Annotated in this window: 13 protein-coding genes and 1 pseudogene; 7 read left to right on the forward strand and 7 right to left on the reverse strand. The window is 34.8% G+C overall.

The window, feature by feature from the left end; genetic code table 11:
* Complete coding sequence (locus KQ486_RS09170; protein WP_216687421.1) at positions 1-2,706, forward strand: DEAD/DEAH box helicase family protein; 2,706 nt, start codon at positions 1-3, stop codon at positions 2,704-2,706.
* Between the two features lie 405 nt (positions 2,707-3,111).
* Here KQ486_RS09170 and istB read toward each other — a convergent pair whose 3' ends face one another.
* The 4 genes from istB to KQ486_RS09190 all read right to left on the reverse strand — a co-directional run bounded on the left by istB (position 3,112) and on the right by KQ486_RS09190 (position 6,694).
* Positions 3,112-3,879: an IS21-like element helper ATPase IstB gene (gene istB, locus KQ486_RS09175; RefSeq protein WP_216687422.1), complete on the reverse strand. Its 768-nt coding sequence runs from the start codon at positions 3,877-3,879 to the stop codon at positions 3,112-3,114.
* Between the two features lies 1 nt (position 3,880).
* On the reverse strand, positions 3,881-5,419 hold the full coding sequence (istA, locus tag KQ486_RS09180; protein WP_216687448.1) for an IS21 family transposase: 1,539 nt from the start codon (positions 5,417-5,419) through the stop codon (positions 3,881-3,883).
* A gap of 459 nt (positions 5,420-5,878) precedes the next feature.
* A complete protein-coding gene (locus tag KQ486_RS09185) occupies positions 5,879-6,094 on the reverse strand; it encodes a helix-turn-helix domain-containing protein (RefSeq protein ID WP_179946421.1) in 216 nt (71 codons plus the stop codon).
* Positions 6,095-6,121: 27 nt separating this feature from the next.
* A complete protein-coding gene (locus tag KQ486_RS09190) occupies positions 6,122-6,694 on the reverse strand; it encodes a hypothetical protein (protein ID WP_216687423.1) in 573 nt (190 codons plus the stop codon).
* Positions 6,695-6,955: 261 nt separating this feature from the next.
* Here KQ486_RS09190 and KQ486_RS09195 point away from each other — a divergent pair, with 261 nt between their 5' ends.
* The 6 genes from KQ486_RS09195 (at position 6,956) to KQ486_RS09220 (ending at position 12,949) form a co-directional block, all read left to right on the forward strand.
* A complete protein-coding gene (locus tag KQ486_RS09195; RefSeq protein WP_068441694.1) occupies positions 6,956-7,450 on the forward strand; it encodes a PH domain-containing protein in 495 nt (164 codons plus the stop codon).
* A complete protein-coding gene (locus tag KQ486_RS09200; RefSeq protein ID WP_216687424.1) occupies positions 7,450-8,955 on the forward strand; it encodes a PH domain-containing protein in 1,506 nt (501 codons plus the stop codon). The genes KQ486_RS09195 and KQ486_RS09200 overlap by 1 nt, the downstream gene beginning before the upstream one ends.
* A 351-nt stretch (positions 8,956-9,306) precedes the next feature.
* On the forward strand, positions 9,307-10,317 hold the full coding sequence (locus tag KQ486_RS09205) for a hypothetical protein (protein WP_216687425.1): 1,011 nt from the start codon (positions 9,307-9,309) through the stop codon (positions 10,315-10,317).
* Positions 10,318-11,497: 1,180 nt separating this feature from the next.
* Entirely contained in the window at positions 11,498-11,731 is a 234-nt protein-coding gene (locus KQ486_RS09210; RefSeq protein WP_144163547.1) for a hypothetical protein, read from the forward strand.
* Positions 11,718-12,287, forward strand: a complete 570-nt coding sequence (locus KQ486_RS09215; RefSeq protein ID WP_216687426.1) for a DUF6036 family nucleotidyltransferase — start codon at positions 11,718-11,720, stop codon at positions 12,285-12,287. The genes KQ486_RS09210 and KQ486_RS09215 overlap by 14 nt, the downstream gene beginning before the upstream one ends.
* Positions 12,288-12,334: 47 nt before the next feature.
* On the forward strand, positions 12,335-12,949 hold the full coding sequence (locus KQ486_RS09220) for a YgaN family protein (protein WP_216687427.1): 615 nt from the start codon (positions 12,335-12,337) through the stop codon (positions 12,947-12,949).
* Positions 12,950-13,051: 102 nt separating this feature from the next.
* Here KQ486_RS09220 and KQ486_RS09225 read toward each other — a convergent pair whose 3' ends face one another.
* The 3 genes and pseudogenes from KQ486_RS09225 to KQ486_RS14705 all read right to left on the reverse strand — a co-directional run.
* Entirely contained in the window at positions 13,052-13,468 is a 417-nt protein-coding gene (locus KQ486_RS09225; RefSeq protein ID WP_216687428.1) for a GNAT family N-acetyltransferase, read from the reverse strand.
* 36 nt (positions 13,469-13,504) lie between these two features.
* Entirely contained in the window at positions 13,505-13,852 is a 348-nt protein-coding gene (locus tag KQ486_RS09230; protein ID WP_216687429.1) for a DUF488 domain-containing protein, read from the reverse strand.
* 56 nt (positions 13,853-13,908) lie between these two features.
* Positions 13,909-14,009, reverse strand: a pseudogene (locus tag KQ486_RS14705) (universal stress protein); the annotation flags it as partial.
* Positions 14,010-14,129 lie beyond the last annotated feature (120 nt).

Consider the following 14,129-nt stretch of genomic DNA (forward strand, 5'->3'; position numbering starts at 1 on the left):
TTGGTAAAAAGAAAGAAGCAGCTACCACTACCTTTATATGATGAAGTAAGAGAATTAAATGAAAGTTTATTTAATGATGAAGGTGAGTGGGAAACCCCAGATTACATCAGACAAAACATGGTACATTCATATAGATATTATCAAGATGCAGCTTTGCGTTTTTTTCATTATTCACAAGCAGCGAATGAGTTTCGATTTCGGAATGTGAATCATGTATTATTCAACATGGCAACTGGAAGTGGTAAAACGGATTTAATGGCAGGCCTAATTTTATATCTTTATCAAGATTGGGGGTATCAGAACTTCTTATTCTTGGTAAACACAAACGGTGTACTAAATAAAACAATCGATAACCTAACTAACACCGGATCGGATAAATACTTATATTCACGACAAATTGAGATTGACGGAGAGCGAATTGAAATTAGGCAAGTTGACTCTTTTCCAAAAACTCAAAGTAAAAATACAATCTACCTAAAGCTGGCAACCGTTCAACGCGTTGCTGCAGATATTTATACACAAAAAGAAAATGCAATGGGAGAAGAAGATTATGCAAGGAATAAAGTCGTTATTTTAGGAGACGAAGCACATCATTACTCTGCTTCAACCAAATCAGAAAAAGAAACAGAACAATCCTGGGAGAAAGCAATCTCAACGATTTTAAATGCGAATAAAGACAATCGTTTACTTGAATTTACCGCTACAATTGACCTGGAAAATAAGAATGTTTATGAAAAATACAAAGATAAAGTGTTGTATCGCTATGCTCTCGACCGCTTCATCCAAGACAAATATTCTAAGAATGTAAAGCGAATTCAGTCGAGTAATACAGACGTTGATAACATGATGAACGCCGTTTTATTAAGTGAATATAGAAGGCGATATGCATTAGAAAACCATGGGGCATATATTAAACCTGTTATTATGTTTAAATCTCAGCGAATTAATGCCTCTAATGAAGCCCACGAACAATTCAGTGAGTTGATTGATACATTAACCGTTGAATCTTTAAAAGCATTTCTTAACAGACAAGCACAAATCACTTCCGAAGATGATAGTGAAACATTAGCGTTGGCACATGAGTATTACCGTGACAATGAGAATTACTTAAGTGAAATAGTCAGAGATATAAAGAGAGAGCTTGCTCCAAACCGAGTTATTAATGCCAATGACACAAGTCAATCGGGTATCTTAGAAAAAGGTCACTATGAAGCTTTAAATAGCTTAGAAAGTCCAATGAATTTATATCGAGTCATCTTTGCAGTTGCTAGGCTCACCGAGGGATGGGATGTATTAAACCTCTTTGACATTGTTCGTTTAAGTGATGACCCGAAAGTAAAAGGAACGAAAGCAACAACTATGTCAGAAGCACAATTAATTGGACGTGGTGCAAGGTATTACCCTTTTTTACTAGATGGTGAACGTTCATATACACGCAGGTTTAATGATGATAGTAAAGATAGCTTGATCTTAGAAACGATTCACTATCATACAATCAATGAACCTCAATACTTGAAGAACTTAGTAAGTGCTTTAGACGAAATGAATTTACCGACTGGTGAAGATAAAAAGAATCCGTTAATTGATGTTAAGGTGAAGCCTAATTTCAAACGGACAGATGTATGGAAATACGGCAAAATTTATTACAATGAAACCGTTGAAGTAACGGATAACTACTACGATTCATTAGAGAAATATGGTATTGATAGCAAAAACGATGTTGTCATTCCATATATATCTGCATTAAAAGAAGTGAGCTATAAAGATACGAAAGTGCAAGAAGACTATACAAACGCTTATAACGTCGCGGTTACATTTGATAAGCGTTATCTCATCAAAATTATGAATCGTTTGTCGTTCTATCATTTTTCTAACTTGAAAAAGTATATTCCGCTACTAAGTTCGAGAGAAGAGTTTTTAGAAGAGAAATGGTTAAATATTTATAATCGAACAATCTATGTTACGATTCCAAGAACAATGGATAGCAGTGTACTAACGGCTACCGAAAAACTAAATATTCTAGAGCGGTACTTTTCTTATGTCGCAAAACAAATAAAATCAGGTTACAGTAAACAACGAGGAACGGGTAAATTTATCGGTTATCCAATCAAGGATTATATTGCAAACTACCGTAAACGTGTACCAAATTATGACACGGGTAAAGCATTTATGCAGGATAGTCCGCAGACAGTGGATCGTTATGAAATAAAAGAAGACTACTTTGTTTATGATTCTGCGATTATTAACTTAACCGAAAAGCAATTAATCGATCGAATTGCAGAAAGAGTTGCAGAGTTAAAAGAGGAATACTCTGATGTGTATCTAATACGCATGGATGAAAATATGCATCGTGAGTCAGCAAAAAATAATAAATTAAAATTGCATCAGTTTGGTAGTGGACACGATGAAGTGAATTTGGCAGGATTCCAACCTGACTTTATTCTTTATCTACAAAACAGTGATTATTTCATTCAGATATTTATCGAGCCAAAAGGACGAAATATGGAAGAAGAACAGTGGAAAGAAGATTTATTAACTTATATTAATGAACACGAAGCGGAGATTATGTTTGAAGATGTAATAGAAGATGTAAAGATAAAAGGGGTTAAATTCTATACGATGAATGACGGCAGAGGAACGATTAGGCAAATTGGTGAAATTGCACTAGGAAGAGATTTTAAAGGGTTGAGTGTAAATCATTTATAGATTAAATCGCCAAGAATTATTTGCTCACCTTATTTAATCCAATCAATTTAGATCATAAAATCCTTTTATGGTCACTGCGGATATTGTATACACCTTCAAGCTTATTGCCTTTGTGAATGTTATTACAATTAAACAGAGCTCCCAGTCATAGAGACTTGGGAGTTTTTTGGTTTGCCCGGCATGGGTGAATTCAAACGGGTGAAAGGCCCGAGTGCGACCTGGTAGCGGTAAGCACATAGTCAAGTGCAAGGGTGTCCACGGTGACGTGGAATCTGAAGGAAGCCTTCGACAAACCTCTGGTCTGACGAACAGAAACCATATAAGAGGCAGCGTGTGAGGATAAGACTGCAAAAGAAGTCGAAGTCCAATTGTAACCGTCAAGTAGAAATGAACACTTTCTGCTCATTAATTTTGAACACTTTTTTCTTGAAACAAAGATTGCCTATATTTAATTCGATGACTAGATCCATTTAAATGAATTATTTCTGAACGATGGAGGAGGCGATCTAAGATCGCCGTTGTTATCCCTTGGTCACCAAGTAGCTCTCCCCATTCTTCAGGACCTTTATTAGACGTTAATATGATCGAACTACGTTCGTATAGGTGATTGATTAAATGAAAGAATAAGTTTGCCTCATGCTGATCCATGGCCATATACATCAGATCATCGATAATAATCAAATCAGCTTCTCGAATTCTCTTCAATTTGAGTTGTGATTTCCGTAGGTAATCTTCCGATTTCAAAATGGAAACCAAATCACCCATTGTAATGAATGAAACACGTTGTCCCTTATGAATAGCTTCTAAGCCCAATCCAATCGCTAAATGCGTTTTACCAACCCCAGGAGGACCTAGAAAAATTAGATTAAATGCTTCATCTAGCCAATTTAATTCTTTCAATTGCTTAAGTTGTCTTTCACTTAAAGATGGTAGTTCTTTAATGTCAAATTCATCTATGTTTTTTTGAAACGGAAATGCTGCCCATTTTAAATGCTTTTCTATCATTTTCTCCTCTCGACGCTGCTCTTCGAATGTAAGCATTTCCCTTAGGAATTCCTGATAGGTCCAAGAATGTAATTCTGCCTTTCTTAGTAAAGATGGTAATTCTTTTGATGTCTCAACTATTCTTAAGTTTTTAAGTTGCTGTTGTAAACCTTCTACTGAGTTCCCCATCTCAGACACCTCCCAAGATCTTAAGGTAGCCATCTAATTCTCTTGTCGATGCAGTTACCCTCATTTTTTCTAGAGGAAGTCCTTTTACTGGTATGTCAGTAGACGAGGGAAATGTTTTATCTTTCTTTATTTTTTCAAAATGCTCAGCTAAATCACGTAAATCATTTGCACTCCACAGTTTTTGCTCAATACATTTATCTAAAGCTTGCTGAATAAAAGGTTTATAGTCATTCGCTGCTTTTTTGATAAGTTGTAATTGATCTCGAATATACCTGGGATAGCGTAAATGAATTTCCTCAAGGAATACACCAATCTTTTCGCTGTCCTCAAAAACTTCTATTACGGTATACATATATGCTTGTATCCCTTTGGTTTTATCTCTGGAGTGGTCTGTATTTTTTATTAGCTGACCTATTCCATGGGATAATGGATGAGTTGCTAATGGTTCACCTCCGGGCTCCTTAGTGATTATTAATTCATTTTGATCAATGGATACGTAGACTTTGTTTTCACTATGTGGTTTATATGTTCCTAGTGGTAAAGAATAACGATTCGACTTGTATTTAATAATATTGTCCTTATGGACCGTTCTTGATATACTTGAGTTAGAATTACTCTCGAAAGAGAGAATGGATGAGACTTTTCGTAAGTGTGGCTTTTCGACGGCAAACACTTCGACAGGTCTCTTTTTTATTGTGTTATGAACTTGGTAATTTCCTTTTCTATCAAGCCAAGCTAAACACTGTTCATTCCACGTTTCTAATTGATAAAAGATTCGGTTTTTCGCAAAGTTTCTTTTGATGAATTTAACGACATTCTCAACTTTCCCTTTGGATTCAGGATCAGCTGCTCTGCATAAATAGACTGAAAAACCTCTCTCTTGCTTATAAGCCTGAAATTCCTCGGTATATATGATATCTCCTCCATTTTCACTGACGGTCATCAATTTATCTTGGTCATAAACAATTTCTTCTGTTACACCTCCATAATATTCAAATGCATTTTCATGACATCGTATGACGTCTCGAGTAGTGAAGGGATGCTCCTGCCACTCTGAGTATTTATATCTTGAGTGAGACAAGACAAAGGCAATTGTGTATAACTTTTTCCATCTTTTATCCACTGTTTGTACTTTCATTTCACCAAAATCAACTTGCATTTGTTTTCCTTTTGGCAATTCTTCTATTGCTTCATAACTTCGATAGGTCAATGTTTTAGGTATGTGATACTGTTCTCGCAGTTCCCGGAAATAAGTGCGGACTGTGCTGTCACCTACATCTTTAAAAGAACATCGTTCTTCTAACCAATCCTGGATTTGTGAAGCCGAAAGATCTGGATGTTCTTTCAGCCAAGAAAGAATATGTTCACGATAGGGATCCAGCTTCCTTTTTCTTGTTTTCAATAGCTCTACCCACTCAAAAGCCTCATGTAGTTCTTTTTCAAGATACTCATAGACAGTTGTTCTTGATAAACTACATTTTCTTGCGATCTCAGCCACCTTGAAACCCTGCATCTTTAATTGATGTACCTTTAGAATCATTTCTAACTTCAACACCTTCTTATCCCCCAAACTAACTATTTATTCATGCCTCTTTAGTTTAGCTGAGTTTGGGTTTATTTGATAGAAAGTGTTCATTTTTATCAAGCAGAAACTGTTCAATTTAGTTTAGCAGTTACAACTTCTCAATAGCATTACACATCATTTTTGGTTTAATTTTACTTTGGTACAGTTTATTAGCGTCTTTTTTATATTTTATAACTGATTATATTTTAAGGAAGAGGAATATTCATAAATGGAATAATGCTCTTAAGAGCCTGGGCATCCCCATTTTAGTCTGGATTGTATTTATGGGGAGCGTATATATTATAGAGACGTTCAGGTGAACGCTTATTCAAGAAAAGGGCGCAATTCTTGAATAAGAAGGCACCCTTCAGTATAAAGCTATTTAATTGAATAAAGGACTCTAGATTTTCTAAAGGCAATGCTTATCAAAATCAATTATTTATTTTCATTTTCTTCGATATACTCCATTAAATCACCCGGCTGGCAATCCAGAGCTTTACAAAGTGCATCAAGTGTTGTAAAGCGGATTGCCTTTCCTTTTTCATTTTTAAGTATAGATAAGTTTGCTGGTGTGATTCCTACTAATTCAGAAAGTTTATTTAATGACATTTTACGCTCAGCCATCATAACATCAAGTTTAATCCTTATCATTATTATTCGCCCACTTCATCTTCATCTTCATATTGTTTTCCTATTTTCTTCTACTGCATTGACAGCCGTTCTCAAAGCTAATGCAATAATAATAAGTACTATTCCGCCGGCAATCATATCTATATAGGAAAGATTCGAAAAGGATACGTGTGCGTTAGTGATAGATAAAGCACTTAAAACCTTGGAAAGTATAAGATTACTCGTATAAGTAGAAGCAGTTCCTAAAATACCGATGGACAGGCCCAATTTAAACAAAACAGATACATTTTCATACATAAAGAGACTATATGTATGAATGTTTTTTAAAAGTTTATACATAAACCAGAAAAACAGGAGTGCGGTTAATCCTGTAGTCAGCTCATTCACAAAATAAAGGATTAAAAATTGCCCTTCCTCATAAATTGCCGGTTGTTGACGAAAATCAATCGTAAAGTAAGCAAATACCGGTTCTAAAGGACCAAACGAATCGGCGAAACCGCTGGCAGGTATAAATAAACGAGACAAACCCTCCATCAACATAAAGATCATTAAAAGCATCATTAAATAAAAGCCAATTAAAGATATGAGTGAACCTATTTTAAATATAATTTTTGATTTCATAATTTGTCTCCTTGCTTTCAACCATAAATTTATTTCCATTTATGTAATTACAAAATAATAATAATCCAATCATATCATAATTTACCAATCAAATCATTTTCAATATTAATTTATTGATTATCAATAATAATATATTGTTATTGATGGATTTTTATGTTATGTTATTTGGTGTTGACCAAGCAAATTGAGAGATTGTGAAAACTTATGATAAGAACATTGGAAAAAATTAATTAAGACAGGTAGTTACAGGAGCAGTGATTTATGGATCAACAAATTGTTACACCCCAACAACAACTATCCAAAGTTGTAATTAGAGTATGGATTATTGGGGAGATTATTGCTAATTTCATTGGGCTCTTAGTTCTTGCAGCATTGTTTTTTTTGGATTACAAATTTTCATGGCCGGAATGGGCTGGGTGGATCATTTTGGTTGTCACTATTCTTTCTGTCGTTGGAACAATATGGTCTGTGTTTTTCGAGCCATCTTTGAAGTTTAATAGTTGGCGCTATGATGTCAATGAGGACTTTTTGCAATTGAAATATGGGATTTTCATCGAGAAACATGAACTTATTCCAATGACAAAAATACAGTCAGTTGCAACAAATCAGGGACCAATTATGAGAAAGTACGGCCTTTATTCGGTTTCCATTACTACAATGGCGTCCTCTCACAAAATCCCTGCACTATCTGAAAAAGTTGCAATTGAACTAAGAAGCCAAATTGCTTATTTTGCAAAAGTAAAGGAAGTGGAGTAATGGGACAGAAGAAACGATATCACCCATTGAATATATTGTTCGACTTCTGGAGGCTCCTGAAAAATGCATTCTTCTTTGTATTGTTTCTTTTCATTATTAACTATGATTCCAGTTCAGCTTGGATTAATTATGGACGAATCATTTTTTGTTTGGCAGTCGTTTTAACTGTTTTTTCAATAATTTATAAATGGTTCACACAAAAATATTTGCTTGATGATGTTTCTTTTCATATGTACAAAGGGTTATTTAATAAATCGGAGCGGACCATTCCTTATACCAAGATTCACAATATCCAACGTAGGCAGACATTTATTCACAAGCTATTTGGATTGGCTTCTGTAGTTTTTGAAACAAGTATGACAGATACAGATGCTTCGATAAAATTTGGTGTCATTTCACAAAAAGAACTTAATGAACTGGAAGCAAGGATACACCAATCAGGCAGCACTAATCATGATGTAGTAGCCTATGAAGCAGTACCTGAGGCAGAAAAAGAGGAACAAGTAATATGTAACAGAACGGTCCATTTTAGACCGACAAGAAAAGATACTATCAAAGCTTCTTTCACATCGCTCAGCTTTTTAGTACTTATTCCGATAATTGTTTCTGTGTCATCTGAGATAGAGGATATATTTGATATAGAAGACAAGGCGAAAACATTTTTAATGTCTAACATCAATTCCTGGTGGATTATTTCATTGTTCATTGTTGCTTTGGTTATCATGTCCGTTGCTTTTGGGGTTGTCCGGACATTTTTAAGGTATGGAAGATACGAAATTGCTTCTGATGATAAAACGATTTTTATTTCAAAAGGAATCCTGGAAGAATCAACTTTTACCATATCAAAGGATAAAGTTCAGGCTGTTGAAGTTACTCAATCACTGATAAAACGAATGCTCGGACTTGCTGAAGTAAAGTTGATCAGTGCAGGAAGTGTTGGTGAAAGTGAAGATGAAACAAATTCACTTTATCCCTTTCTGCCTGTTCAGCGGGCATATGAGATGTTAGAGGAAGTGCTTCCAGATTATGAGGTAACACAGAAGATGTATCTTTTACCGGGAAAATCATTATGGGTTCGACTGTTAAGACCAAGCTGGCTCTGGATTATTGCAACTATTGCGCTATTCTTTTTCAGGCCCCAGGTATTCGATGTGAAACAAGCATGGTGGATCATTTCGGTTTTTTTATTTCTAATTATCTATATACATCGAATCCTCGATTTTATAAACACGAGATATATGTTGAATGGCGGCTTTATACAGTTTAAAACAGGGAGTCTGCAAACAACAATGTTTGTTTCAAAACGAAAGAAAGTAATTGAAGTGGAAGTATCCCGCAGTAGATTGCAGAAACAATTGGGACTGTCAACCATCAATATGGTAAATCGCTCCAAACCAGTCCATCACACAATGATTAAAGATGTACCAGAATTGATGGCAGATGCCTATCGTACATGGTATATCAAACGCACAGAAGATATTGAAATTGAAAAAACCAGTATTTAAATAAACAATAAATGAAGGGGGCAAGTTATCATGATTCATATATTAAAACGGGAATTCATTGATGCATTTAAAAGTGTACGCTCTATTTTGATTCTATTATTTTGTAGTGTTATTAATGAGGGATGGACGGGAAATAGATAGAGACAATAGCACTGCTACAATTTCTAAAACGGCTTCTGCTTCAGCAGTCACTTACCCTGGTGTTGTACCTGTTGGAACAGAATATAGAGCTCATGGAACGCATACTATAACAAAGGGCCTAAGGCAATCACTAGGGTATACTGGTGACCGTATAAGTTATTAAAAAAAGAGGTCGTTTCTGACCTCTTTTTTATTTTGGGAGGAAACATAATGGAACGGATTATCTTACTTTTAGTCATTTTTATGGTGACTGTATTACTATCAGGTTGTAATAGCCAAGATATCAATGGTTTATCGTTTATAATTGAAGAGGAAACTCGTAAGAATGAAAACCAATTGATTCAACCTACAGATATAGAAGAACTTGGTTATAAGCCTCATTATGAAGTAGAAATTCTAATAGATGATGGGTTTTCATCTTCATTTAATTTATTAGGTGAGAGGTTGGAATACCTTCGTCCTGTGGATAATACTGCTTCATTCGATTTAATTTTAGATATAGATAGTCCGGTAACGAAAAATTTTAGACTTATGATCTGGAATAATAATCAGTTTCTTCCGATACACGTTAATAATGAACAAAAAGATTCACAAACATACTATGATATACAGATGCCATCAGGAAATCATTCTATTACGTTATCTAATATAATAAACTTAGACGAAAACTTTGAATTTAACGAAATTGCTTTTATTTTATTAGATAAAGATGCCCCAGTTGATATTAATCTTGGATATAGCCCAATTCGAATGTACATTGCTAATACTGATAACTTGTCACAAGTAGAAATAGATAACAAAGATACTTATAAAGAAGATTTATCCTTGTTAGAGGATAGTGATTCCAACAATGGGCAAGGTATACCTGAATTGACAATTTTAAATCATGATAAAATGATGTTAAATACAAGTGGCATTACAAGTCAAAGTCGTTATTTATCCATTGAACAGGTGAATACTGATGTGATAGAAAGTATTATTTTTTTTAATTTTGATGGAGAAATATATGAGAGTTTTACAACAAGACATCCAGTAGGTAAAAAGGCAGTTGTTCCTATACCAAAAGCTATTATTAACAACTTAGGGGAAACAGATTATTATGTGTTAATAAACAATAATTTTGGAAAAAGCGGAATAAAACAAATTAAAAACATTATTAATGGTGATTCTACCGCGTATACAAATTTTTCCTATTTATATAAAATTGGTAGTATTGATTAATGTAAATATCGAATTTATTTCAGTTTGACATGAGCATTGTCTTAGAAATCGTTAAATACTAATAAAATTAGTAAGATGGTGCTTCTCCCGTTTCTCCTATTATTACAAAACATGCCTACATAGAATCGACGTCAGGTCACAAACAGCCAATCGTAAAAGACGGTTGGATATTTGCACATTACATCAGATTTCTTATGAGATATCGTGAAATATTGATTTAAAATTGCAATGCTTTGGCTGAAATAACTTGATGCTTTTCACGAACGAGAAGTTGTTAAAGGAAAATCACAAAACCCCTTAGATCAAGTGATATGATGAGAATTCACAATAATCGTGTTTGACTCAAGAGAGGTCAGTGCATTCCTGTCAAATGTAGTATCATACGATATGCGATAAGGTCTGTTATAAACCACAGGAAAGAGATCTTCCTTGGTTTCAGGCCAGTTAGATCTATTTCTTACTTGCGCTGCTTCCCCCCATCACTGTAGAATGATTCAATGTTGACCAAGGATACTAGTGTATCTTTGCTCTTTATTAATTAATCATTTTTTCAAAAAAGGACTCATATTCTCGAATCAAGCTTTATAATTCTGTTTTGGCCATACTTTACTTCTCTTTATTTCTCAATAAATTTTGTGAAAAGCTGTACTTAAACAAAACGGGTGCTTTAATTTAATAAGCTCCCAGAATCTTACTTTTTATAAAGCGATGAAACATGTTAACAAAATGTATTCAACTAACATCTATCTTGCTGGTTCAAATTGGTTCAAGTAACGTCAATTTCAATCCTTTTCCATCCATTTTTATCCACATAATAATTCCTAAAACGTTGATTTAAATGGATTAAGGTGTACTCAATATACTGATAATTAACTTGTATATTTCTCAAAACGTTAATCTTGAATATACAGCTAAAACTCCCAGTCATAATGGCTTGGGAGTTTTTTGTTGGACTATTTTAGCGTTGCAATTGATGTCTTACACGTGAGCAAGTAAGTGAAATAAATGAGAGGAGATCTCAAGTTCCTTTTTAAAATTTGTAGCGTCTATGATCAATAGAAAAGAGCGTTATACAACTACAAAAGCATCCATTCAGCACGAATTATGTTGTCTCCATTCTGTCTGTTTACCGGAAAAAAGTGTTATACTACAAATAACATTTACGTTTGAGGTGCTTTTAATGAAAAAGCTAAATATAAATGAACTTAACAATTTAATCGAAAGCCAGAAATCTAAAGTAGAACGAATCCTTGCTCGAGATCGAAAAAGCGGACGAATTGTTCGTATGCATGAACGAGACATCGATGAACAAAAAATATTGGATATCCTATGTATCAAACGGTGGGAAAAGGCTGAGGAAGAAGGGAAAGTAAAATATATCACAGAGCGGAAGTGGTATTATGAATTCGATTGAAAAAGCTAGACTTCAGCTATCTACGTTGAAGGGGAAACCAAAATTTGAGAAAATGTTACAAACCACCGCAATTCTTACAAAATTATTTGAACAAGAAAAATTGAAGCCAATCATTGTCGGAGGGTTAGCTGTAGAAATCTATACTCGAAGTGAATATACCACATCGGATATAGATATTATTTTTAGTCAACGTGAAATTGCTGACAGCTATTTGAAATCGCTTGGATTTATAGCGGAAGGCCGGCATTGGTATCATGAGGAACTGATGATTAGCATTGAGATTCCAAATGATATGTTAGAGGATGCAGATTATGATAAGGTGATTGAGTTACAATTAGAGAATAATCTCCATGTATATGTCATTGGAATTGAAGATATTATTCTCGATCGATTGCGTGCTTGTGTCCATTGGAAATCATCATCTGACTGCGAATGGGCCAAAAGATTATATTTGATGCATGCCGAACGACTAGATATGGACTACTTAATAAATACATCTCGCAAAGATAACACTTTTAATAAATTGAATGATTGGTTAAATGAAATGCAAGAATAATATTTTAACGGACACATATCCATACAGTAAGATTGGTAGGGGGAAATATGAAAAGATTATTCACGAAACTCATCATCGTGTTGTTGTTCGTCGTTCTAAGTGCTTGTAATAGTAGTTCCAATTCAAACACTAATACTCTTTCTGTTGCAGAATTAACAGAAAGAGAAAATGCAATCCTTGCTACTACTGCGGACAAATCGTTTGTATTTGATTTTGAGACAGATGGCGAATATAAAGAGGTGTCTGTATGGCTTGAGAAGTATGAAGCAGGAGAATTGGTTGATGATCGATTAAGTGAAATAACAACAAACATAAATGAAAATGGTTCAATAATTTTTTCAAACACGAAGAGCAATAATACAGAAAAACAACAACCATTTGCGATTGGAATAGGTAGTGATGGTAGCACAGGATCTACAAGTGGTTTCGATGTAAATTCAAATGACTTAAATGATATGGCAAGTGTGTGGGGGAGTTTTCCAGAAGAGTTGAGCTTAGATCAAGACGAATTAGTGCTAGCGTACATTGGCTATTCTGATGATAAAAACATGAGCTCTCTTACAACGGATTTTTACGAAAACCCTGAAGGTAATGAAAATAAGTTAGAGGAATATAATGTTGCTTATCTTCTCAAAGCAGATTTCGTAGAGAAAAATAATTAACCAATCTCACTTTCTCTGTTGAGGGGGGGTGTGAGGATTTTTTGGCTGGAAATTGACAGAATAAACGTCTCGAGAAGCAATCTCGAGACGTTTTCAATATATCTAATGATTATTCAATTGAACAAAAGCAACGAGCTCACCTTGATCGCAGGATCGGAAGTTATTTTTCTCATAGAATTGCCGAACATCAGGGGCGTCATCGGTTAATAGAACCTTTTGCCGGACATCTGAATATTTAGCAAGAATCTGCTTCATCAATTCTGATCCAATGCCCTCTTTTTGGTATTCTCGCAAGACGATTATATCTTGAATATAAATAATCGTTAACCCGTCTCCGACGACACGTATCAATCCGACCAATCGATCGCGATCCCAAGCAGTGATAACTGAAAGTGATTGGTCGATTGCCTGCATTAAGCGCGGCATATCTTTTGTATAGAGTGTCCATTGGGCATCCTCGTATAGTGCTTTGACGTTTTCTGCGTTTAGTGTTTGGTTCTCTGAATAATGAATGTTCAAGATAAACCTCCTATGGATGAGGAGTTTAGTATTCAATTAAAGTAAACTCTTCAGTACTTGTGCATGATTATACTTCTCTTCTTTCGTCGCCGTCAATAGGGTGACATCATGCTTCTGGATTAACTTTTGTAGTTCAGAATAGGCTTCTTTCTGATCTTCGTTGTCTTTTAGTTCCTCTTTATATTTCTTTTTGAATGAGTCAAATTTATCTGGATCATGGTCAAACCATTGACGTAAGTCCTTGCTTGGTGCTATTTCTTTTAACCATTCATCAAGTTTGGCATCCTCTTTGGAAACGCCTCTTGGCCAGACACCATCTACAAGTACACGCTTTCCATCCGATTTGGCACTATCTTCATAAATGCGTTTCACATGTACAGTCATACGATATCACCTCTACTGTTACCGTAACCTGAAAACATAAATGTCAAACGCTGAAATCACTCACTACGCACAATCAACACATCACAAGGTGCTGTGCGGGTAATCGCCTCAGAAACACTTCCGAGCATGAAACTTCGACGGCGTTTAGTCTGTTTGTGTCGGTAAACTATAATCCATTCTAATAAACTAACATGGAACGTATTTTTACATAGAATCGTAGTAAATAACAGCATTAAACATTATTCCATACATTTACATAAATTTAACAAAAGTTTGT

This window comes from Allobacillus halotolerans (assembly GCF_018967645.1).
Taxonomy (GTDB): Bacteria; Bacillota; Bacilli; order Bacillales; family Alkalibacillaceae; genus Allobacillus; species Allobacillus halotolerans.

Bases quoted from the DNA above. Each gene is read 5' to 3' on its own strand.
- KQ486_RS09210 (WP_144163547.1), top strand. From the start codon at position 11,498: ATGAAAAAGCTAAATATAAATGAACTTAACAATTTAATCGAAAGCCAG.
- KQ486_RS09220 (WP_216687427.1), top strand. From the start codon at position 12,335: ATGAAAAGATTATTCACGAAACTCATCATCGTGTTGTTGTTCGTCGTT.
- KQ486_RS09205 (WP_216687425.1), top strand. From the start codon at position 9,307: ATGGAACGGATTATCTTACTTTTAGTCATTTTTATGGTGACTGTATTA.
- KQ486_RS09200 (WP_216687424.1), top strand. From the start codon at position 7,450: ATGGGACAGAAGAAACGATATCACCCATTGAATATATTGTTCGACTTC.
- KQ486_RS09190 (WP_216687423.1), bottom strand. From the start codon at position 6,694: ATGAAATCAAAAATTATATTTAAAATAGGTTCACTCATATCTTTAATT.
- istA (WP_216687448.1), bottom strand. From the start codon at position 5,419: ATGATTCTAAAGGTACATCAATTAAAGATGCAGGGTTTCAAGGTGGCT.
- KQ486_RS09195 (WP_068441694.1), top strand. From the start codon at position 6,956: ATGGATCAACAAATTGTTACACCCCAACAACAACTATCCAAAGTTGTA.
- KQ486_RS09230 (WP_216687429.1), bottom strand. From the start codon at position 13,852: ATGACTGTACATGTGAAACGCATTTATGAAGATAGTGCCAAATCGGAT.
- KQ486_RS09185 (WP_179946421.1), bottom strand. From the start codon at position 6,094: ATGATAAGGATTAAACTTGATGTTATGATGGCTGAGCGTAAAATGTCA.
- KQ486_RS09215 (WP_216687426.1), top strand. From the start codon at position 11,718: ATGAATTCGATTGAAAAAGCTAGACTTCAGCTATCTACGTTGAAGGGG.
- istB (WP_216687422.1), bottom strand. From the start codon at position 3,879: ATGGGGAACTCAGTAGAAGGTTTACAACAGCAACTTAAAAACTTAAGA.